Genomic DNA, 20,367 nt, shown 5'->3' with positions numbered 1-20,367 from the left:
AAAGCCAGGAGGTAGTGCTCTAGCTGCATTCCTTAGCAAGTAAGAGTCGGTATATATCGGCGTCAAAAATGCCTGATGGTTCTCATCGGGCTTTTTTATTATGCGACAAGCGGTTTTACGCTCATCACTCCCCACACCCTAAAACTCATAGCGGCGGAATGCGAGGTGCGCTCCCTATGCTATGAAATCTACTTAGCTCACTTGTAACCAGCTTAGCGTGCTTGCAGTCTCATCAACATTCGACAACCTCTTGCAGGTGGCAATAGCCGTAATGCTTTCTGCGCTGTCATTCACCACGAAAATCGTTATTCAATGGCCGATCCAACAGGAATTGCTGCAAATAGAGTCCGACTGAATTGCAAAAAAATATCAGCCAAGCTCTTCACTTTGTCTCCGCTTGGTATTTTAAGTTGTTGAATTTAATATGAAATTATCCTCCTCTAATATTCCTTTAAAAATTAAAAAAAAAGCTAAAGGATTTTCCCGATTATGACGATAACTATTACAAAGGGAATGAATGATGTTTATTCATTTAGTAAAAGCTTAAAAAGTAATGCTGGTAGAAGTTTTTTTAAGCTTAAATACCTGGTTAATATTAATTTGTTAGGAATTTAATTATTTACTTTCAAATGTTTAGTTAACAATTGTTGTGTTTGTGACTGGTTTAAAGTTGAAACGCTAACAATAGAGGGTATTGGCGGGTATCAAAGAAGGAGCTGCTGACAGGCGAGAATGAAGCCAGGAGGTAGTGAGAGGTTTGAGGTCTGGAACGACAATCCCGCCAGCCAGCATAGAGAAGTGACTTCTCTACTTAGCAAGTTTTACCGGTAGTGTGCCGGAAAAACGTCAGAGAAACTCTGACACATTGAAGGTAGCACTAACCGTGCCAACAAATTTACATCGCGCAACCTATAAAAATAATAGCGCAAACACTTTGAACTGTTAGGAGAGACCCCATGAGTCTATTTGTTAATACCAACGTGTCATCATTAAATGCACAACGTCAATTATTTACCACTGGTAACAATCTGAGTACTGCGTTCGAGCGTCTGTCTTCAGGCTTTAGAATCAATTCCGCAGCAGACGATGCCGCTGGCCTTCAGATTACTGACCGTATGACTTCTCAGATTCAGGGTCTGAACCAGGCTGTTCGAAATGCCAATGACGGTATTTCACTTGCTCAGACAGCAGAAGGCGCAATGGCAGAAACCACGACCGCGCTGCAACGTATTCGTACACTGGCGATCCAGTCTCAAAACGGTATCAATAGCTCTGCGGACCGCCTTGCACTTCAAAAAGAAGTGTCTGCACTGCGTACAGAAATCTCTCGAATCTCAACCACCACGCAATTTGCTGGTGTAGATATTCTGAAAGGTGATTTCTCTGCCAAGTTTTTGGTCGGAGCGAATGCAGGTCAAACTATCTCAGTGAATTTGTCTACTAACGCGCTTGGACGTGCTGGCGTAAATGGTTTTAGCGCCACTGGCTTAGGTATCGTGAGTGATAATGTGTTAACTGAGCAAGGTGCATCGCGATTATTGATTGCAGTTGATAAAGCCGTGTCTGCCATTGGTGGTTTACGCGCAGACTTAGGTGCCCTTCAGAACCGTTTCCAATCAACGATTAGAAACCTGAGCAACATTTCTGAAAACGTATCAGCGGCAAGATCACGTATCAAAGATGCAGACTTTGCCACCGAGACGGCAGAACTGAGCCGCAACCAAATCCTGCAACAAGCAAGTACCACTATTCTGGCGCAGGCAAACCAGCGTCCACAAGCAGCTTTATCACTGTTAGGATAATCTGAAAGAGGTATTTTCTCGGGACGGAGTTGAGAGGCCATTCCCCGATAAGAAGGTTAGCGGCCGAGAGGCCGCTCCTTGAAGAAAGTGCCGACTAACAGGACTAAGAGTGTAGAAGAGTTGGTTGAGAGGCCAGTTTATCCTACTAAACACCTGCCAGCCGACAGTAACTGAATTTGCTCAATCTCCTAACGTGAGCAAATTGGCCGGGATTTTATGTCTCGGCCTTTTTTATTCTTGCCGAAAACCTTGCCAATTGAATCTACAGATTGAGCAAATCTGACGTTCACTTAGATTAAAGCACTTCGCGTGCCAGTTTTCAAATTACTGCCCACTTTTCAAAACATCGCGTTTTGGTGGTTGAATGCTTTTTGTTATATGTCAGAGTCGCTCAACAAACAACCTCTAGTTTCAGGCGTTTCTTGCTTTTTTATTAGCAAAATTAAAAAAAACATGAATTTAAAATTGTTTTAAAACAATTGCTTAAGTGTGTTTTTTTGAGGTGAGAAAAAAAATTCAAAAAAAAGCTAAAGATCCTAAAGACTTTGCCGATACCTATTGTTGAGGGGTAATTTACTTTACTTTTAAAAGAGGGATTAGACGGGAGTAGTGACCTGTCTAATTTGAACTGGAAGGGTTTAATGATACCACATAGGCCATTGAATCCCTAGGAGGTTATTTATGTCTTTGTTTGTAAATACTAATGTTTCATCGATCAATGCGCAGCGTCAGCTTTTTGACGTGAATGATCGTCTGAACACGTCTTTTGAAAGACTATCATCAGGGTTTCGTATTAACAGTGCAGCCGACGATGCTGCTGGCCTGCAAATTTCAGATCGTCTGACATCTCAGGTTCAGGGTTTGAACATGGCTGTACGTAATGCGAATGACGCAATCTCGCTTTCTCAAACAGCAGAAGGTGCATTATCTGAGGTTACGACCAGCTTGCAGCGTATTCGTCAGCTGGCTGTTCAATCGCAGAACGGCATCAACTCGTCGTCTGACCGTCAGGCGCTGCAAAAAGAAGTGTCTGCTTTACGTACTGAAATTTCACGTATCGCCACCACCACACAGTTTGGTAGCGTGAAAATTCTTGATGGTAATTTTTCAGCAAAATTTCTGGTTGGTGCCAACGCCGGTCAGACTATCTCTGTTAACTTGTCTTCTACTAATTTGGGTTCAATCAGTGGCTTCAGTGCGACTGGCTTGGGCATTACTACCAATAATGTTTCAACAGCGAATGGTGCGTCTGCGCTGATGTCTGATGTTGATGCTGCTATTTCTGGTATCGGGGCGGTACGCGCCGACTTAGGTGCACTGCAAAACCGTTTCCAATCGACTATTCGTAACCTGAGTAATATCAGTGAGAATTTGTCTGCTGCTCGTTCGCAAATTCGCGATACAGATTTTGCAACCGAGACCGCTGAATTAACCCGTAACCAGATTATTCAGCAAGCATCGGTTTCTGTACTGAGTCAGGCAAACCAGCGTCCGCAAACTGCGCTATCTCTACTCGGATAAGCTATAATATAGTTATTACCTTAATTGAGATAAACGGGTTACTCGCACATAAGCAAGTACCCGTTAAGACGTTTCAGTAAGGAGGTATTAGGTGGAAATTCAAAATACTCAAGTTGGCCAGACATTTGCTTTGAAGACTCAGGCTGCGCCCGTTCAGGCGAGTCCGCTACCTGCTGCCGAAGCATCGTCTGACGGTTCGTCACAAACCAGCGACAAACAACGGACTACTCTCCCAGCTTCTTCGGAATTGCAGAAGGCGACAGAAAATTCAAAGAATTTATCTCAAGCTTCTTCAGCGCAAGCCGATACAGTGTCAGGAGAGGAAAATGATGTTGAGCTACAGGAAGCGGTAGCTAAGGTTGAATCTTTCCTGAAAGTCCAAAATCGAGATTTGGCATTTTCTGTTGATGAAAATACTAGCCGCTCGGTGGTGACCGTAAAAGATTCGACATCTGGAGAAGTCATCAGGCAAATACCTTCGGAAGAAGTGTTGAAGCTTGCTGAACGTATTCAGGATTTACAGCAGGATGTTGGTGACAGCGTAGGAGTGTTTATCAACAACCAGGTTTAGATGGGGTAGGTTATGACAATTCAGTCTCTAGGTGTGGGATCAGGGTTAGCACTCGACGATCTTGTACAACAGTTATTAGCTGCAGAGCGCACGCCGAAAGAGGAGCGCTTGAATGCAAAAGAAGAGCGGATAGAGGCTGAAATCTCAGGACTTGGTCAAATTAAGTCTAAACTTTCCGACTTCAAAGACGCCGTAGATGAATTGCGTAGTGATAACGCCATTAACGGGCGGGAACCTACCATCACCAATCCGTCGGAAGACAACGATGTGTTGTCTGCAGATGCGTCAAACTCAGCTTTACGTGGTACGTATGAAGTTGTCGTTTCCCAGCTTGCAGCGGGAAGTCGTATAACCACTGACGATGGCGCTTTTACCTCTAGCAGTGATTCGGTACTGTCTTCAGGTACCGGTTCACTCACGTTTGATGTAGGCGGTAGCGAGAGTTTTACCGTTGATATCACGGCGGGTATGACACTTACCCAACTTCGTGAAAAAATTAATAAGGCGGAAGATAATTTTGGCGTAACGGCCAATATCATCGACACGGGTACCAGTGCAGGTCCTCGTCTGGTCTTTTCTTCAAGCGAAACCGGTGACGGTAATGATTTGGTTATTACCAACGATACCGGTGCCGCAGAGCTGGACAGATTGTCTACCACCGGTGGTACCAATAACATCAGCGCCGCAAATATTGAGAGTGCCCGAAATGCTATCGCAACCATTGATGGCATTGAAGTGCAAAGTAGCTCAAACGAGTTCGAAAACACCATTCAGAACGTGTCGTTTGAGGTTAACGAAGTTTCTCCTAAAGACGCGGCTGGCGATTTCCTCGCCACCAAATTAAATATTGGTTATGACAAAGAAGGTTTGGATAAAAAAATCCGTGACTTTGTCGATAACTATAATGCGCTCATTGATGAAATCGGCACACTTACCCGTTACGGTGAGTCTGAGCTGGAAGAAGACGGCGCATTGGCAGGTGACTCGTTAATTCGAAGTATCCAAACGGGATTAGCCTCCATCGTCGGCGATAGCGTAAGTGCATCGGCCTTAGGTGGTTTGTTCCAGATAGGTATTGAATTTAACGACGAAGGAAGGCTGGAAATTGGCACTACTGATTATGGCTTGGGTACCGGTGAAGATCGTTTGGAAGATGCGATGGAAGATAACTTCGATGAAATCGCTTCTTTATTTACCGATTCCGATGAAGGCATTGCCACACGTCTTTACGACTTTGCTAAAGAATATACCTCTTACAGTGGGCTAATAAGCCTACGTGAGAGAGCCGTGAAAGATGATCGCGACGAATTGTACGATGAACGAGAAACCCTTGAACTTCGTATGGCCAGCTATGAAAGTATGCTGCGAGATAAATATTTAAACCTTGACCAGACAGTGGCGCAACTGAATCAAACCGGTTCTGCATTGCTCGCGTCATTATAAGTAAAATTGAGTTGGAGTTACTATGTCACTTAAAGGTATAAACGCATATCGCAAAGGCAACCTGAAACAAGATGTTGCCAATGCCGATCCACACAAATTGACACTGATGCTGTTGCAAGGCGCACTGGATCGCGTTGCCTATGCGAAAGGTGCAATGGAGCGTAAAGATCTGGTCAGCAAGGCAGATTATATTTCTAAAGCTAGCGCAATTATCATGCACTTGCGCGATACCCTTGATTTAGAAATTGGTGGTGAAGTCGCAAACAATATGTTCGCACTTTACAATTACATGGTTCAGCTTCTGAATGATGCGCACATCAATAATGACTTGAATATGTTAGGTGAAGTGTCTAGCCTGTTAACACCAATCCGCGATGCGTGGGTACAAATTCCGGAAGCTGCTAAGCAGGAAGCTTACGAGGCCCAACGTCTTAACCGACAAGCTATTTGAAAAATTCGATTCTAAATCATAGCGATACTCCACTATTCTTAAAAGCAGTCAACGCCCGGTTGACTGCTTGTCTAACGCTTTCCAGCGACGACTTTTCCTCTGAGCAATTTCGATACTTATCCCAGATACGCCACAAAGTTATTCTTCGTGCATTAAGCAGAATGCCACCTGACCAACGCACTGACTTTGCTAAACAAGAACTAGAGATTAATCGTAAGCTTGAAGAGCTGGCGCAAGGGTTGCTAGGTAATGCAAAAGATGAAGTGGTTAAATATTCCCGGGGTCGGGCTGCCGTTAACAAGTACAAGTAAACATGCTGAACCAAATTCAATTACATATTCATAGCGACGAAGCAGAACAACAAAAGGTAGAAGTCGAGGCGGCGGTGGCGATCAGACGTCGACACCGGGAAGGCATTGACGCCTTTCGCCGAAACATTCCGTCGTTATTGTCGTGTATCAGTAATGAAGCCACCACAAACTCTACCATTCTGTGCAATAAGTTTGGTGAGATAAATATCGTTAATGTCAGTAGTGGGCAAGTACTTTACGGATTGCATCCTGTAGAGGAAGTAGGCGAGCACTTCAGGCAGGCTATGGTACTGGCTGAACCGGTTTATCTCGTTGAGGACAGGCTTCGAGATCCCGATGTGTTGGTTATTCTGGGATTAGGGCTCGGTTACTATTTGCCGAACGTTATTGAAGAGAACAAATACAAGAACATCGTAATTTATGAGCCCAATGAAGAGCACTTTGTATGCTCTCTGTCCGCCATTGAATGGCGGGATATTTTGTCGCTGGCAAAGAAAAACGGTATCGGCTTATTTCTGCAGATTGGAGAGAATGGAAAAAAGCTTGTCGAGAATATTGAAGAGCTGCAGACGCACTTAGGCTGCACGGGTTTCTATTTCTACAAACACCTCAACAATCCGGTATTCGATGAAATAGAATACCGATTAAGAACAGATAGTTGGAGTGCTTTTACAAAGTGGAACGCGTCAGTGAGCCAACGTAATCCCATTGTGAACTATGTTCCTCAGTGGACATTCAGGCAGTGTAAGCCTGCCGATGATTTTGCGTTTGACACTGCTAAAAGAGACACCAACCTTCAGGCATTTAAAAAGTATTTTCCAGATATTTATAAAGAGTTTGCTGATTACAAGCCGGATATCTGGAGTGCGGGATATGACAGTCAAGACAAGCTGAATATTGTTCATCGCAAAACCCAATCCTGGCTTTACCATTACGACGCTGAAACGGCGTCGACCGATAGCTTTCAGTGCTTCGCAAAGCATCCGCACAAAGATGGCATAGTGCTGGGGTATAAAGGGAAGAAGCTACGAAACTATTTGCATTATCAAATGGTAATGGAATGCGAAAAGGTACTCAAAGGCGTTGAAGATGAAACCGGTAATTTGCCGGAGCAAATAAAATCAATCATCTTCTTTGGCATGGCTGCTGGCTTTGAACTTGAGCATTTAATTCACCACTACGATGTTGAAAAGCTGTTCATCTGTGAGCCCAACAAAGACTTTTTCTACGCTTCCTTGTATGCACTCGACTGGGAAGCGATCCTCACCTATTTCTCACAGAAAAAACGTCGCCTATATTTAAATATTGGTGATGACGGTACCAATCTGACGAACGACTTACTGGTACAGTTCCAGTCTATAGGGCCGTACGTTCTGGCGAATACCTATTTTTATCAGAGCTATTACAACGAGCACTTGGTGAAGGCTGTATCGCAACTGCGCGAGCAGCTACAAGTGATGATTGCGATGGGCGATTACTTTGACAATGCCAGATACGGTATATCTCATACCTATGCCACAATTAAAAAAGGTACGCCGTTTCTGAGAAAAGGCGTAAGCAAAAAGCTCAGTACCGATGACAAAGATGTGCCTGTATTCGTTGTGGGCAACGGTCCATCGCTAGATCAATTACTACCACTGTTAAAAGAAGAAGCCGACAAAGCCATTGTCGTTTCCTGTGGTACGGCTTTGCAAACGCTTCATAAGCATGGAATTACCCCGGATTTTCATGCAGAAATTGAGGCTAATCGTTCTACTTACGATTGGGCTGTGCGGGTTAACGACCCCGACTATTTAAAATCAATTTCACTGATAAGTTGTAATGGTATACACCCTGACACCTGCAATCTGTACCGAGATGTGTTTCTTGCCTTTAAACAAGGAGAGGCCTCTACGGTGTCGATACAGGAAGTTTTGGGGCAGAAAATCTTCGCTGCGCTCGACAATGCTTATCCAACAGTGACCAATTTTGCAGTTAATTTTTTCACAGAAATTGGCTTTTCGCAGTTTTATCTTTTCGGTACCGATTTAGGCTTTGTGGATGAAAATCACCATCACAGCAAAACCTCAGGGTATTATGACGAGAAAGGCCAGGATCTCTACGACTACACAACGGAAAACAATACCAGCCTGGTTATTCCAGGGAATTTCAGACCGTTTGTTAACACCAAATATGAGTTTAAAGTTTCTAAATCCGTGCTAGAAACCACGCTGCAAGGGAAGCGGGTAGATGTGTACAACCTGAATGATGGTGCAAAAATAAATGGCACCCGACCTTTGCATTCAGATGATGCCATTGTTATCAGCAATCCAGAGATAAAGCAGCAAGCCGTTGATGCCTTGAAGGAAAACGGCTTTACAGCATTGAATTTTACTGAATTTGATAACGACTTTTCGGCAAGGTTCAATCATGGGCAATTACTTACTGAAATTGATGAGTTGATTCATGCATTACCAGCGCACTTTGCCCAGCGCAGTGACGTTGCCGAATGCATAGAAGAGCAGAGAAATATTCTCGTTGCCTCACTGCTTAGAAAGCGCTCTCTACTTTTCTTTTATTTGAACGGCACACTTAACTATATAAATAGTTCTCTGACAAAAGTGGTCAATTTGCAAAGTGAGACTCGCGCCGTAGAATTAGGTGAGCAACTCGCAGGCGTTTGGAAACGTTACCTTTCTTATATTCGTCAAAGTTTTGATAACCAGCAGTTTGAGTTCGATAACATTACCAGTTTTATGGGTAAACGCAGAGCGTTGCTGCTAAATCAATGGTTCGAAGAGAATCCGGTGCGAGTGAAAACGCACGACGGTGAAGCTCTTTGTTCGTACAGCGTTTATCTTCAGATCGCGAATAAGACTTCGACAGAAAAGGCCCCGTTGGTTTACGTTGCCACCGACATTACTGAACAGAAAGCAGATTATCCGCATCAGCACCTTATTCAACGCAGGGAAGTTGAACAGGTTGACACATTGTTCCTGAAAACCGGTAATACTGTTTATCTACCGGGGAGCTATAAAACCCCGTTTGCTTCGTCGTCATGTAACGAAGAAACCTGCGTGAACTTTGCGGTACTTGGAGTGGCAAGCGGCTTGACGGGTGTCATTGTCGTGCCAAAACTGATTTACTGCGAAGACTATGAGCCTGCTGGCGTGGCATATTTGCTTCAAGCGCTTTCTGGCTACCATTGCTACGGAGGCGCGGATTTCCTCATTGTGAGTCAAAAGCCACTTAGCGAAACGCAGTTACTACTTAATAGTGGAGACAGGCTGTGTTATTTGCCGGAGTTGAAAGCACTGGATCTTATGGGGCGGAAATTGTCTGCGGATATTTATGAATCGCGGTTGCTCGATATGGTCGCCAGAGGCATAGAATAAGCGCTTATTCGAAAACGCTGTACAGGGGCCAGTATTGAAATGCAAAGCGAAATAGACTTTGTTATCACTTGGGTCGATGGCAACGATCCTGTCCATAAAGCCAAACGCAAACGCTGGCAGTCCAGAGTGTGGCAAGGTGAGTCGAGAGACGTAGAACAGTCTGTTAGTGATAAACGGTTCGTGCAGCACCGTGAGCTCATTTATTGTCTTCGGTCTATTAAGCACCATGCGCCGTGGTACAGAAAAATCTGGTTGGTGACAGACAACCAAATCCCCGAATTTTTAGATAGTGATAAGTTAGCCGAAGACAGAATATTTGTCGTAGACCATACGTTACTTTTTAAACATCACCCAGATGCACTCCCCACTTTTAACACGCGGGCAATAGTCAGTCAGCTTGATGTTATTGAAGGTTTATCAGCGCAGTTTATTTACGGCAACGATGATTTTATGTTCGGAAGTGCTGTTAGCCCAGACTTCTTTTTTAACGAAGATAAGCCGGTTATCTGGGGGGACTGGCAGCCTGTGTTACCCGACACAGATACTACATTGTTTCAGCAGGGAATGATCAATGCAGTCAGAATGGTGGAAGCGGATCCCGGGCAATTTATTCACATTAGTCACGGCTTCCAACCCATGGATAAAGATATCATTGGTAAATTAAAGTCTTGTTTTACCGATGCATTTGCTAATAATGTGCAACACAAATTCCGTCACCGAAGCCAGTTTTTGGTTGAATCGCTGCACAATCATTATTGTTATTACAAGTTAATGTGTCCTGTGGCGGGTACTGAGCCAATGGTGCACTTCAGTTTTGAACTATGCCGTGAAGGCACGGAGGAAAAGGTTCGCTTTTTACTGGATTTGTTTAAAACCGGCGAGCGAAAAATGCTGTGTATAAACGAATATCAGGCATTGGTTGAACGCATGGCATTTGTAGAAGGCGAGCTTGATACGCTATGTGGGCCAGCGCTTTTCAGTGAGCATTGACAGTCTCATCAAGTTATCATTTCATGGTTTTTCTATTAGTGCCGATAACCTTGTAAATACTTAACTAAACCGGCATGGATTATCTTTTCCAGCGCGATCTTCAGATTTATGACTGATACTGATAATAGAAAACAGGTTCTCATTTTGCTCTCATCGCCATTTCAGTATTGGTGTGCACAAGAGTACTTGTACCAGGCTTCGCTACTTCACTGTGATATTACGGTTATCAACGCGGCCACCTTCTGCCGTCACTCCATGGTTCAGATAAAACGGCTGCATGAAAACTGCTCACGGGTGAAAGAGTTCATTCTGACAATACCTAAAGCCGGATCGTTAACATCACGGATTGCCCCTTATGCTGATTTAGCAAAGCAACTTCAGCACATAAAATTTGACCTTATTTTAGTGGGTGATCTTCGGCAAATTTGGATGCAAGATATTGCCTGTAGTCTTGATTGCGAAAATATCGTTTTGGTGGATGATGGCGCCGCAACCAATGTGTTTGTGGAAAAACTGATTGCACCGGCGAATTTCAAGTTGCCAGTGTCTATGCACACGCAGTGCCCCGAACGAAAACAAGAAGCGGCAAATATAAAGCAAGCATTGGGGTTAAGCGTGGTGGAAAAGTCGATGACGCTTTTTTCCATTTTTACATTTCCCGATGATAACCACACGCGCTTAAACCAATTATCGGCATTGCGTGCGCGCTTTACGCACACTGAGAAAAACGATGAATTTCACTTTATTGGTTCGCCTGTGGTGGAAAAAGGCATTCTCGGGGATGACGACTATTACAAAATGATTGAAGATGCATTGAGAAGTAGCCGTGCTGATAACAAGCCAGTTTATTTCGCGCACAGAGCGGAAGCACTCGAGAGTAAAAAGCAAAAGCTGGAAGCATTAGGGTTTTCCGTAGAGTTACACGATGAACCGTATGAATTACTGTGCGCCAGTGCGGGAAGGGTACCGGCAGAAATAGCAGGTATGCATTCAACCAGCTTATTTAATATGAAAATTCTGTTTGCTGAGCAGATTTCTGCCACCTGCTATCTGATGGATGAAACGCGGCTTGCCCAATTTGCCACGCAACATTGGGGGAGCGATAAGTTTACGTTAAGAGATCACATAGAATCGATCTATCGTCGCCTCGATGAATTTAACATCGAAGCCAGGCTGGCGAACTAAGTGAGGACACAATGACCAGGAAAGTTGCATTAATTACCGGCGTTACCGGTCAGGACGGTGCATATTTATCACGGTTTCTACTTGATAAAGGTTACGAGGTACATGGTCTGCGTCGCCGTGCGTCATTGCCAAATCTAGATAGAGTGCATGATCTCGTGGAACCGCCGCAACAGGTTAAAAACGATTTTTACCTGCACTACGGTGACATGAGCGATGCATTGTCGCTGGTCAGATTGATCAACGAAATCCAACCCACCGAAGTTTATAACCTGGCCGCACAGAGTCACGTTCACGTTTCTTTCAATGCGCCGGAGAACACCGCAGACGTCAATGCGCTGGGTACACTAAGGTTACTGGATGCGCTAAGAACGCTGAAAATGGAAGATTCAGTGAGGTTTTATCAGGCATCTACCAGTGAGCTTTACGGAAAAATACAATCTCCACGACAAGATGAAAGCACACCGTTTTATCCGCGCTCTCCCTACGCCACAGCGAAACTCTACGCTTACTGGTCTGTTATAAATTATCGTGAGTCTTACGGCATGTTCGCGTGTAACGGCGTACTGTTTAATCATGAATCTAAGTTCAGAGGTAAAACCTTTGTCACCCGAAAAGTGACCTCAACAATCTCGCGTATTGCCTACGGGCTTCAAGATTGTTTGTACTTGGGGAACATTGACGCGCAGCGTGACTGGGGTCATGCAAAAGATTACGTAGAAGCGCAATGGCTGATGTTACAACAACCAGAGCCTGACGATTTCGTTATTGCTTCAGGAAGAAAAACCTCCGTGCGGGAATTTGTGGAAATGAGTTTCAAACTGCTTGGCATCACCTTGCGATGGCAGGGCAGTGGCGTTGATGAGATCGGCGTTGTTGAAAAAATCGATGCAAGTGTGTTGGAAGAATCGACCAAAGGCTTTCCACCGGCCCTTCGCATTGATGACATTGTGGTACGTATCGATCCTTATTATTTCCGTCCAAATGAAGTGGATGTGTTGTGGGGGGATGCGAGCAAGGCTGAGCGCGTCTTGGGCTGGAAACCCGTGATTGGTTTGCAGGAAATGGTGAGCGAAATGGTTACCCATGATCTGGCGTTATCTCGGGATGAAGCTATTTTGAATAAGCATAGACATGACTAACACCGACTTCATACCAGTATCTCAACCTTTTATCGATGACAGCGCAAAGGCGCTGGTCATGGATTGTCTGGACTCCGGTTGGATTTCATCTCAGGGCGCGTATGTTACTCAGTTCGAAAATGATTTTGCAGCCTACATAGGGGCAGAATTTGCTATTAGTGTCACCAGTGGAACCGCAGCACTACACTTAGCGCTCATTGCCATAGGCATCGGCCCGGGCGATGAAGTTATCGTACCTGATCTTACCTTTGCGGCTACCGCGAATGCTGTGCTGCTGTGTGGCGCCAAGCCAGTGCTGTGCGCTATCGATGAGGATACCTGGACCCTCGATGTGCAGGATTGTCAGCAGTTAGTCACCAGCAACACCAAAGCCATTATTCCTGTGCATTTATATGGCAACCCTGCTGATATGAAAGCGATTACCCATTTGGCTGGCGAACATGGCATTACTGTCATTGAAGATTGCGCAGAATCCCTTGGCGCATCGGTGGATGATCAGTACACAGGCACGATGGGGGAAATGGGCTGCTTTAGCTTTTTTGCTAACAAATTGCTGTCTACTGGTGAAGGCGGCATGGTTACCACCAACGACGCTGAATTGGCTAAGAAACTGCGAATTTTACGGGATCACGGCATGGCGCCAGGCAAAAAATACTGGCACGACCTTGCCGGGTTAAATTATCGGATGACCAATATTCAGGCGGCAATCGGCGTGTCCCAGTTAGCGTTGCTTGATGAGTTCACTCGCTTGCGCGGTGAACAGGAGAGGCTTTATCGGCAGCATCTGGAAGGGGTATTTGGCATTGTGTTTAAATCGGTGTTGAACGGCGCGACGTCGGTTAACTGGCTAATGTCTATTCGAGTCGATGCCGAGAACAAAAGTGCCGAGAGCTTACGGACTTGGCTTGCTGAACATCAAGTGGATTCCCGGCCATTTTTCTTTCCGCTTCACGAGCAACCCCCATACCGTGACGAACGTTCGGCGCTGAAAGCGACGAAGACACTTTCGGATAGCGGATTATCTTTACCCACATTTATTGGCCTGAGTAACGAACAGATAACGCGCATTTGCGAGCTGATTAAAAGATATATGGGTCAGGAAGCATAAAACATGACGACATTTTCCCAACAGATAAACATCGCTGACACGGTAATTGGGCCGGAGCAACCGGTCTACATCATCGCAGAAGCCGGCGTTAACCATAGTGGTGACATCAATCTCGCGTATAAACTGATCGACGTTGCCGTGAAAGCCGGCGCAAACGCAGTAAAATTTCAATTGTTCGACACCGCCGCGTTAATCCGCAACGATGTAAAAAAGGCCAGTTACCAGGTTCAGGATACAACCGACCAGCAAAGCCAATATGACATGCTAAAGGCGCTGGAAATTTCACCTCAGCAATGTGAAGCACTGGCGGAATACGCCCGTAGCAGCGGAATTGATTTTATCGTTACTCCCTTCGATGAACCTAGCCTGACGTTTTTACTGTCTTTGCCCCTATCAGCACTGAAAATTTCGTCCACCGACCTGACTAATATTGCTTTTGTTGAGCGGGCTGCTCAAGCGCAGGTGCCACTCATCCTGTCCACTGGCATGAGTGAGCAGTCTGAGGTTGATGAAGCGATGGCAATGCTTCGGGGTAAGTGTAACGACTTGATTTTATTGCAATGTACTTCAAGTTATCCAGCGCCCGATGCAGAGCTCAACCTGCGTGTGATGAATAAATACCAGTCTGACTATGATGTCATTGTTGGTTACTCCGATCATACTGCTGGCATTGGCGCTTCACCTTATGCCGTGGCGGCAGGGGCCAGTGTGATTGAAAAGCACTTTACGTTGGATAAAAGTCTTCCGGGTCCTGATCACCAAGCGTCGTTGTCTCCTGAGGAATTAGCGTCTTTGGTAAAAGAAATCCGAAAAGTAGAAACCATGATGGGGCGCAGCGTAAAGCGTGTGGAATTATGTGAACGAGAAAACCGCTTATCTCTGCAAAAATGTTTGGTGGCAGCTGAGCCCATTGCGAAGGGCGAATATCTAACTGCACGCAATGTGGTTGCCAGAAGAACCGGTGGTCATGGCATTCCAGCGAAATACATCAACGATGTGATTGGCAAGCCAATGCATTGCGACCTGGCCCTGGGTGATATCATCGATGTCTGAAGCTCATCTGGTGATAGCGGGGGCGGGGGGACACGCTCGCTCCCTGGTGTCTTTGTTGCGCGCCAATAAGCTTGAGCCCAAAGCCATTGTAGATGCGCATGCCGCGCCAGGTGAAATGATCATGGGCATTGCGGTAGTAACGAGTATCAACCATCTCAATCTGGAAGATGAGATAAATACCATCTTGGCCATTGGCGATAATGCCTTGCGTAAAACGAAAGCCAATGATCTAAAAGCCCAGTGTTACACGTTGCCGCTGACCCATCCTTCTTCTTTTATCGATGAAACTGCGCTGTTAGGTTGTGCCAGCCAAATTTTTGCGGGCGCCTATGTTGGCCCGCTTGCCGAAGTCGGACAATTTGCCATAATAAATACCCATGCTGTGATAGAGCACGAAGCCAGTGTAGGGGCCTTTTCTCACGTGGCTGTGGGGGCCAAGTTGCTTGGTAGAACGCGAATTGGCGAGTCTTGTTTTATTGGTGCTGGCGCAGTAATAAAAGACGGAAGATCAATTTGTGATGGCGTGACGGTGGGCGCAAACAGTTTCGTTAATAAGTCTATTGATGAACCGGGAGTTTACGTCGGCAGCCCCGCAAGGAAACTCAACCGATGAATGGGCAGATTTACATCTCCAGCAGTTGTGTCAACAACCGTAAAATCGCAGACAGCGTGCGGCAACTCGCCGAGCAAGGTTATACCAATATCGAACTATCAGGCGGTACCAACCTTTATCCAAATTGGAAACAGGAACTTATGAATCTACAATCAGAATTTGGTATTCAATATCGCTGTCATAACTATTTTCCGCCGCCAGAAGAACACTTTGTGCTTAACCTGTCAGCCAGTGATATTGATGTTCGGGCGCGCTCCATTGCCCATGTTCAGCAAGCCATTACCTTGTCTGCTGAGTTAGGGGCAAAAGAGTATGGTGTGCATGCGGGCTTTCGATTTATGCCTGATCACAAAAAACTTGGGCAGGCGTTTGATTGCGCTCAGCTTCAAAGTGAAGATGAGGCTATCGCACTTTTTGCTGATGCCTGGGAAGCGCTAAATAAACAGGCCCAGGATCATGGCGTAAGTTTATATGTAGAAAATAATGTGCTTTCGAAAGCAAACCGGACAACCTTTGGCAGTGATAATCCTTTTTTAGCCACAGATTCTGCATCAATAGCCCGTTTACAGGATGCCTGTCAGGCTTCGTTGTTATTAGATGTGGCCCACTTAAAAGTGAGCTGCAATAGCCTGGGACTTTCTTTTGAAACAGAGTTAGCGCAATTAGTCCGCCTGTCTGACTACCTCCATTTTAGCGACAACGATGGGACTGCCGACACAAATCATGGCGTGCGTGAGGGAACAGCATTATTCAGTTTATTGCGCAAAGTCGAACTTGCGAATAAAACCATAACCCTTGAAGTTTATGACGGCTCAATTCAAACGAGTTTGAATGCCACGTTGGCGTTACTTCAACCTGGGATGGCTGATGGATAAGCTGCAAAAAGTACTCGCCATTGTGCCGGCTAGAGCAGGTTCAAAAGGCGTTGTCGATAAAAATATTAGGATGCTGCATGGTAAACCTTTGCTGGCGTGGACCATTGAAGCGGCATTAAAAGTCGATGATATTCAAGATGTGGTGTTGTCTACAGATAGCGAACACTATGCGCAAATTGGCAGGGAGTATGGCGCTTGGGTGCCCTTTCTCAGAGAAGCAAAGTTCGCTACAGACGATGCTTCTCTCATGTCGTCAATACAGCATACGCTAGACAGGCTAGCAAAAGAAGGCAAGGCATATGATGTGGTTGTAGTGCTACAACCCACCTCGCCATTAAGAACGGCAAATCATATTCGCGAAGCCCTGAATCTATTTCTTGCTAAGCCGCAGTCACCTAAGTCCCTCGCCTCAGTCTACGAAGTCAATGCAAAATACCGATGGCTGTTAAACATCAATGACGAATCACAGCTGCGATTTGTCGATGACAAACTCAATCAGGGAGGGGGATTTAATCGCCAGTCTAATTCTCCTGTGTATATGCCTAATGGGGCGATTTTTATCTATCAGACTCAGGCGCTTTCAGCACAATATCAACCCAGTACTTGCCCGTATGTTATGACAGAAGCGTCATCCCTTGATATTGATACTGTAGATGATTTTCAGTGCGCTGAAGTTCAGTTGAGCCAGATGAGCGTTGATGCAGGCTAACCCCACGTTCTACTAATGTGTTTCAACAGATTGCCGATACAGTGGTTGACGCATAGTAACCGGAGAGATAGCGCATGAGAAAAATGAGTGTACTTGAAAAACACGGCTTTGCTGGCTTAAACCGTTGGCCTGGCAACGAGCAACTCGCGCAAGAAGATGCTGTTCTCGATTACTTTATGCACGGCTATCTGCCCACTCAATCGATAATCGACAAAGAGACAAACATAACGGCGTTCGGTTCGTGTTTTGCGGGAAATGTGTCTCGCTTTCTCTTGAAACATGGCTATAAAGTGAATGCCCATAGCTGGGACCATAATCTTTCCGATCTCATTCGTATCGATGAAATTATGGTTCACACACCCGCTTTATTGGCGCAATTTGAGTGGGCGTTTGAAGACAAGTCATTGGATACGATTTTCATTGGGACCAATGAAGAGAAAGCGCAAACCTACCACAGCCTTGAAATCTGTAAAGACATCATCAAGCAGACAGACTTTTTCATCATCACCTTAGGTTTAACAGAAGCATGGTTCGACAAAGAAAATCAGCAGTACCTTTGGAAGTTCGTGCCGAATAAGAAGCTGGATGCGCAAAGATTCGAAAACCGGTTTGTTTCCTTTGCTGAGAATCTCGACAACCTGAATAAAATCTATTCGTTGATTAAGCGTCACAAACCGGATGCAAAAATTCTGTTTACCTTGTCTCCTATCCCGTTGCTAGGCTCATATCAGAAGAAATCTGTTATTTGTGCGAATACGTCTTCTAAAGCAACCTTGCGAGCAGTATTGCACGAATTCATGACGCAAAAAGTGGATGACAACTTATTTTATTTTCCGTCTTACGAGCTGATTAATCACTATGTTGATGAGCCGTGGAAGGAAGATAATCGACACATCACCCCCGAAGCCGTTGAAACCATCATGTCTATCTTTGGTCGCTACTATTTAAAGTAAGTGATTGGTGAAACGCTGCTTTTTGCCTGCAGCTTGTGTCCTGAAGTTTAAGTTTATTCTCTGACCAGTGAGACAATTTGTGGAGAGGCGAGTTGCGGCGTAGTTTCAAATTTATTGCGTAGCTTTTCGCGCTGAGCAGCATACAGTTCTTTTTCGCTGCGCAACGCCACCAAAAGTGACTCAACCGTTGTCACAGTTTCACCGGCCACAAAATCATCATCACTCACCAACGTGTTGCCTCGAAGTTGTAGGTATTGCTGTTTATCGTACTGGAAATAAACAATGGGTTTGTCCGCCAGCAGAAAGTCGTAGGCAATGGAGGAGTAGTCGGTAACCAGTGCGGCAGCATCTGCCAGCCAGGGATACACATTTTTTCCGCTCGGATAGATATAGATATTTGGATGGTCCGGGAGGGCCTGCAAACAATTTTGCTCTGATAATCCCATGGCTTCGCCAAATAGACGTGAAATAAACGGGTGAAATTTGAGGATGAAAGCAACCCGGTTTTGTTCACACCAGCGATTGATTTTATCCAAATCGAGAGGATATTCATTGTCCCCCCAGTCTCGGTATGTGGGCGCATAAACCACAATGTCGCCATGTCTGGATCGCACTTGGTTGAGGGTGTCTAGCGGCTCTGCATTTATCCAGTCTCGTTGTTCCGGCGTCTGACAGAACACGTCATTTCTCGGGTACCCCAGATCCAGATATTGTTTTGCCCGAAATATGGTTGGGAAGATGTGCAAATTGAACCAGCGGGAACTGGAGATAAATGCCTCATCACAGATATGCGGGTAATGTATGTTTCCACTCAACGCTTTGTACGGCAGTCCGTGCCATAACTGAACGACGGGAATGGCTTTGCGTAACAAAGAGAATGTCTGTCCGGTAAACTCATGATCAACGACAATGCGCCGGGTACAGCACAAGCGAAGTAAGGCCGGTATGCTCAACGTCTTGTATAAGTCTGCGTCGTTCTCTAAGGCAGCAATGTGTTGCTTAAGGTTTCTGCCCACTAAAAATACTTCACCTGAATGGCTTCTTTTATGCTCGCGATAGGCAAGTAGCATGTTCGTGTCGAAAAAACCTTCAGCATAATACAGATAGTGTTTTTTAGGCGTGAAGCATCTTACAAACGTAAAGAGGGTGAGCAGTAACGTAAATTTAAAACGCTTAACGTAGTGGGCGAGGGGAACCTGATAGCGTGAAAACACAACGTCTTCATTGCCGCTCTGTTTTTCACTGATCACTAAAGAAGACTTAGCAAAACCTTTATCCAGTAGCCCCGCGGCAACCTCTGAGGTATACGACGCCTGATGCAACACGATTTGAGAGCCCGCCGGAAGATTATTTACTGCGTTTACGATATCCTCCGCCTGCTTCAGATTATCCACAAAGCCGACTACATGATAACCCAGAGCAGAGAGTTGCTTGGCGAGTTCGCGTCCCGCAGGGTTTGCTGGCGCAACGAGTAGGGGCGTTTGTTTTGAAATCGATGTCATGATGCGTTACGCCGTGGAGCCCGCGTCTACGGTCAACACGGTGCCGGTTACCGATTTGGCGTGCTGACTTAGCAAGTATAATACTGCCGCAGCTGCATCGTCGGGCGTAGCCAGTTTTCCTAGCGGACTTCGACGTTTCACGCTTTCCAGTTTCTCTCCTTGTAACGACTCAGTCATGTCTGTTTGCATGTAGCCTGGTGCCACACAATTCACGGTAATATTCGCTTTGCCCACCTCTCTGGCAAGCGACCGGGTAAAGCCTTCAAGCGCGGCTTTGCTTGCAGCATAAACACTTAGTCCATTGAATCCCGTGCTGGCAATAATAGATGACACATTAATGATGCGACCACCACGATTGAGCATCATGCTTCTTGACAGGTATTTCGCCAGCAGGATAGGGGCTTGCACATTGATATTCAGTAAGCTACTAATTTCACTGTTGTGCATGGTGGCAAGCACGCCATCAAAACCCACTGCTGCATTATTTATCAGCCCGTATGGCCGACCATAATTGGCGATAATCGTTTTGCAAAGGTGATGAATGTCATCCAGTTCAATCAGATCAAAGGGTTCAAAATACAGGTCATCAAAATTGCTTTCCTGTAACCCCTTCAATTCTGCAGACAGGGTTCTGGAAATGGCCACCACACGATAACCCTGCTCAAGACATTGTTTGCAAATGGCCAGTCCTAAACCTCGTCCTGCTCCGGTAACAACCACCAGGGGTTTTGTTTGTTCTGATTTATCCATGTTGTTTCCGTGTTTTT

Annotated in this window: 18 protein-coding genes and 1 pseudogene; 16 read left to right on the top strand and 3 right to left on the bottom strand. The window is 45.4% G+C overall.

What is annotated here, in order from left to right:
* Nucleotides 1-956 precede the first annotated feature (956 nt).
* Nucleotides 957-1,802: a flagellin N-terminal helical domain-containing protein gene (locus tag BFC18_RS18690; protein WP_070127068.1), complete on the top strand. Its 846-nt coding sequence runs from the start codon at nt 957-959 to the stop codon at nt 1,800-1,802.
* Nucleotides 1,803-2,033: 231 nt separating this feature from the next.
* Here BFC18_RS18690 and BFC18_RS22195 read toward each other — a convergent pair.
* A pseudogene (locus BFC18_RS22195) lies at nt 2,034-2,108 on the bottom strand (hypothetical protein); the annotation flags it as partial.
* A 375-nt stretch (nt 2,109-2,483) separates the two neighbouring features.
* Here BFC18_RS22195 and BFC18_RS18685 point away from each other — a divergent pair.
* The 15 genes from BFC18_RS18685 to BFC18_RS18615 all read left to right on the top strand — a co-directional run bounded on the left by BFC18_RS18685 (nt 2,484) and on the right by BFC18_RS18615 (nt 18,098).
* Complete coding sequence (locus tag BFC18_RS18685) at nt 2,484-3,323, top strand: flagellin N-terminal helical domain-containing protein (RefSeq protein WP_070127067.1); 840 nt, start codon at nt 2,484-2,486, stop codon at nt 3,321-3,323.
* Between the two features lie 91 nt (nt 3,324-3,414).
* Nucleotides 3,415-3,894, top strand: coding sequence for a flagellar protein FlaG (locus BFC18_RS18680; protein WP_070127066.1), 480 nt, complete (start codon nt 3,415-3,417; stop codon nt 3,892-3,894).
* Nucleotides 3,895-3,906: 12 nt separating this feature from the next.
* Nucleotides 3,907-5,337, top strand: coding sequence for a flagellar filament capping protein FliD (gene fliD / locus BFC18_RS18675; RefSeq protein WP_070127065.1), 1,431 nt, complete (start codon nt 3,907-3,909; stop codon nt 5,335-5,337).
* Nucleotides 5,338-5,359: 22 nt separating this feature from the next.
* Nucleotides 5,360-5,788: a flagellar export chaperone FliS gene (gene fliS, locus BFC18_RS18670; RefSeq protein ID WP_070127064.1), complete on the top strand. Its 429-nt coding sequence runs from the start codon at nt 5,360-5,362 to the stop codon at nt 5,786-5,788.
* Between the two features lie 161 nt (nt 5,789-5,949).
* The gene (locus BFC18_RS21960) at nt 5,950-6,099 is read left to right on the top strand and encodes a hypothetical protein (protein ID WP_245680432.1); all 150 of its coding nucleotides are present in this window, start codon (nt 5,950-5,952) and stop codon (nt 6,097-6,099) included.
* A gap of 2 nt (nt 6,100-6,101) precedes the next feature.
* On the top strand, nt 6,102-9,473 hold the full coding sequence (locus tag BFC18_RS18660) for a motility associated factor glycosyltransferase family protein (protein WP_070127062.1): 3,372 nt from the start codon (nt 6,102-6,104) through the stop codon (nt 9,471-9,473).
* Nucleotides 9,474-9,512: 39 nt separating this feature from the next.
* Complete coding sequence (locus BFC18_RS18655) at nt 9,513-10,463, top strand: stealth family protein (RefSeq protein ID WP_070127061.1); 951 nt, start codon at nt 9,513-9,515, stop codon at nt 10,461-10,463.
* Nucleotides 10,464-10,571: 108 nt separating this feature from the next.
* The gene (locus BFC18_RS18650) at nt 10,572-11,648 is read left to right on the top strand and encodes a hypothetical protein (protein WP_070127060.1); all 1,077 of its coding nucleotides are present in this window, start codon (nt 10,572-10,574) and stop codon (nt 11,646-11,648) included.
* A gap of 11 nt (nt 11,649-11,659) precedes the next feature.
* A complete protein-coding gene (gene gmd / locus BFC18_RS18645; RefSeq protein ID WP_070127059.1) occupies nt 11,660-12,787 on the top strand; it encodes a GDP-mannose 4,6-dehydratase in 1,128 nt (375 codons plus the stop codon).
* The gene (locus BFC18_RS18640; protein WP_070127058.1) at nt 12,780-13,895 is read left to right on the top strand and encodes a DegT/DnrJ/EryC1/StrS family aminotransferase; all 1,116 of its coding nucleotides are present in this window, start codon (nt 12,780-12,782) and stop codon (nt 13,893-13,895) included. Before gmd ends, BFC18_RS18640 begins: the two co-directional genes overlap by 8 nt.
* 3 nt (nt 13,896-13,898) lie before the next feature.
* Nucleotides 13,899-14,948, top strand: coding sequence for an N-acetylneuraminate synthase family protein (locus tag BFC18_RS18635; RefSeq protein WP_070127057.1), 1,050 nt, complete (start codon nt 13,899-13,901; stop codon nt 14,946-14,948).
* Nucleotides 14,941-15,561 (top strand): NeuD/PglB/VioB family sugar acetyltransferase, encoded by a 621-nt coding sequence (locus tag BFC18_RS18630; RefSeq protein ID WP_070127056.1) that lies wholly within the window; start codon nt 14,941-14,943, stop codon nt 15,559-15,561. The genes BFC18_RS18635 and BFC18_RS18630 overlap by 8 nt, the downstream gene beginning before the upstream one ends.
* Nucleotides 15,558-16,436 (top strand): sugar phosphate isomerase/epimerase family protein, encoded by an 879-nt coding sequence (locus tag BFC18_RS18625; RefSeq protein ID WP_070127055.1) that lies wholly within the window; start codon nt 15,558-15,560, stop codon nt 16,434-16,436. The genes BFC18_RS18630 and BFC18_RS18625 overlap by 4 nt, the downstream gene beginning before the upstream one ends.
* The gene (locus BFC18_RS18620) at nt 16,393-17,145 is read left to right on the top strand and encodes an acylneuraminate cytidylyltransferase family protein (RefSeq protein ID WP_083273183.1); all 753 of its coding nucleotides are present in this window, start codon (nt 16,393-16,395) and stop codon (nt 17,143-17,145) included. The genes BFC18_RS18625 and BFC18_RS18620 overlap by 44 nt, the downstream gene beginning before the upstream one ends.
* Before the next feature lie 74 nt (nt 17,146-17,219).
* Nucleotides 17,220-18,098 (top strand): GSCFA domain-containing protein, encoded by an 879-nt coding sequence (locus tag BFC18_RS18615; protein WP_070127053.1) that lies wholly within the window; start codon nt 17,220-17,222, stop codon nt 18,096-18,098.
* Between the two features lie 53 nt (nt 18,099-18,151).
* Here the strand turns inward: BFC18_RS18615 and BFC18_RS18610 are convergent, their stop codons facing one another.
* Nucleotides 18,152-19,600, bottom strand: a complete 1,449-nt coding sequence (locus BFC18_RS18610) for a CDP-glycerol glycerophosphotransferase family protein (protein ID WP_070127052.1) — start codon at nt 19,598-19,600, stop codon at nt 18,152-18,154.
* A 6-nt stretch (nt 19,601-19,606) separates the two neighbouring features.
* On the bottom strand, nt 19,607-20,350 hold the full coding sequence (locus tag BFC18_RS18605; protein ID WP_070127051.1) for an SDR family NAD(P)-dependent oxidoreductase: 744 nt from the start codon (nt 20,348-20,350) through the stop codon (nt 19,607-19,609).
* Nucleotides 20,351-20,367 lie beyond the last annotated feature (17 nt).

This window comes from Alteromonas confluentis (assembly GCF_001757105.1).
In the GTDB taxonomy this organism is placed as follows: domain Bacteria; phylum Pseudomonadota; class Gammaproteobacteria; order Enterobacterales; family Alteromonadaceae; genus Alteromonas; species Alteromonas confluentis.
Note: the sequence above shows the minus strand (reverse complement) of the source record. Positions and strands in the feature narration are given on the sequence as shown.

What these genes read in the sequence shown, in the direction of transcription:
- BFC18_RS18690 (WP_070127068.1), top strand. Translation starts at nt 957, where the DNA reads ATGAGTCTATTTGTTAATACCAACGTGTCATCATTAAATGCACAACGT.
- BFC18_RS18685 (WP_070127067.1), top strand. Translation starts at nt 2,484, where the DNA reads ATGTCTTTGTTTGTAAATACTAATGTTTCATCGATCAATGCGCAGCGT.
- fliD (WP_070127065.1), top strand. Translation starts at nt 3,907, where the DNA reads ATGACAATTCAGTCTCTAGGTGTGGGATCAGGGTTAGCACTCGACGAT.
- fliS (WP_070127064.1), top strand. Translation starts at nt 5,360, where the DNA reads ATGTCACTTAAAGGTATAAACGCATATCGCAAAGGCAACCTGAAACAA.
- BFC18_RS21960 (WP_245680432.1), top strand. Translation starts at nt 5,950, where the DNA reads ATGCCACCTGACCAACGCACTGACTTTGCTAAACAAGAACTAGAGATT.
- BFC18_RS18660 (WP_070127062.1), top strand. Translation starts at nt 6,102, where the DNA reads ATGCTGAACCAAATTCAATTACATATTCATAGCGACGAAGCAGAACAA.
- BFC18_RS18655 (WP_070127061.1), top strand. Translation starts at nt 9,513, where the DNA reads ATGCAAAGCGAAATAGACTTTGTTATCACTTGGGTCGATGGCAACGAT.
- BFC18_RS18650 (WP_070127060.1), top strand. Translation starts at nt 10,572, where the DNA reads ATGACTGATACTGATAATAGAAAACAGGTTCTCATTTTGCTCTCATCG.
- gmd (WP_070127059.1), top strand. Translation starts at nt 11,660, where the DNA reads ATGACCAGGAAAGTTGCATTAATTACCGGCGTTACCGGTCAGGACGGT.
- BFC18_RS18640 (WP_070127058.1), top strand. Translation starts at nt 12,780, where the DNA reads ATGACTAACACCGACTTCATACCAGTATCTCAACCTTTTATCGATGAC.
- BFC18_RS18635 (WP_070127057.1), top strand. Translation starts at nt 13,899, where the DNA reads ATGACGACATTTTCCCAACAGATAAACATCGCTGACACGGTAATTGGG.
- BFC18_RS18630 (WP_070127056.1), top strand. Translation starts at nt 14,941, where the DNA reads ATGTCTGAAGCTCATCTGGTGATAGCGGGGGCGGGGGGACACGCTCGC.
- BFC18_RS18625 (WP_070127055.1), top strand. Translation starts at nt 15,558, where the DNA reads ATGAATGGGCAGATTTACATCTCCAGCAGTTGTGTCAACAACCGTAAA.
- BFC18_RS18620 (WP_083273183.1), top strand. Translation starts at nt 16,393, where the DNA reads ATGCCACGTTGGCGTTACTTCAACCTGGGATGGCTGATGGATAAGCTG.
- BFC18_RS18615 (WP_070127053.1), top strand. Translation starts at nt 17,220, where the DNA reads ATGAGAAAAATGAGTGTACTTGAAAAACACGGCTTTGCTGGCTTAAAC.
- BFC18_RS18610 (WP_070127052.1), bottom strand. Translation starts at nt 19,600, where the DNA reads ATGACATCGATTTCAAAACAAACGCCCCTACTCGTTGCGCCAGCAAAC.
- BFC18_RS18605 (WP_070127051.1), bottom strand. Translation starts at nt 20,350, where the DNA reads ATGGATAAATCAGAACAAACAAAACCCCTGGTGGTTGTTACCGGAGCA.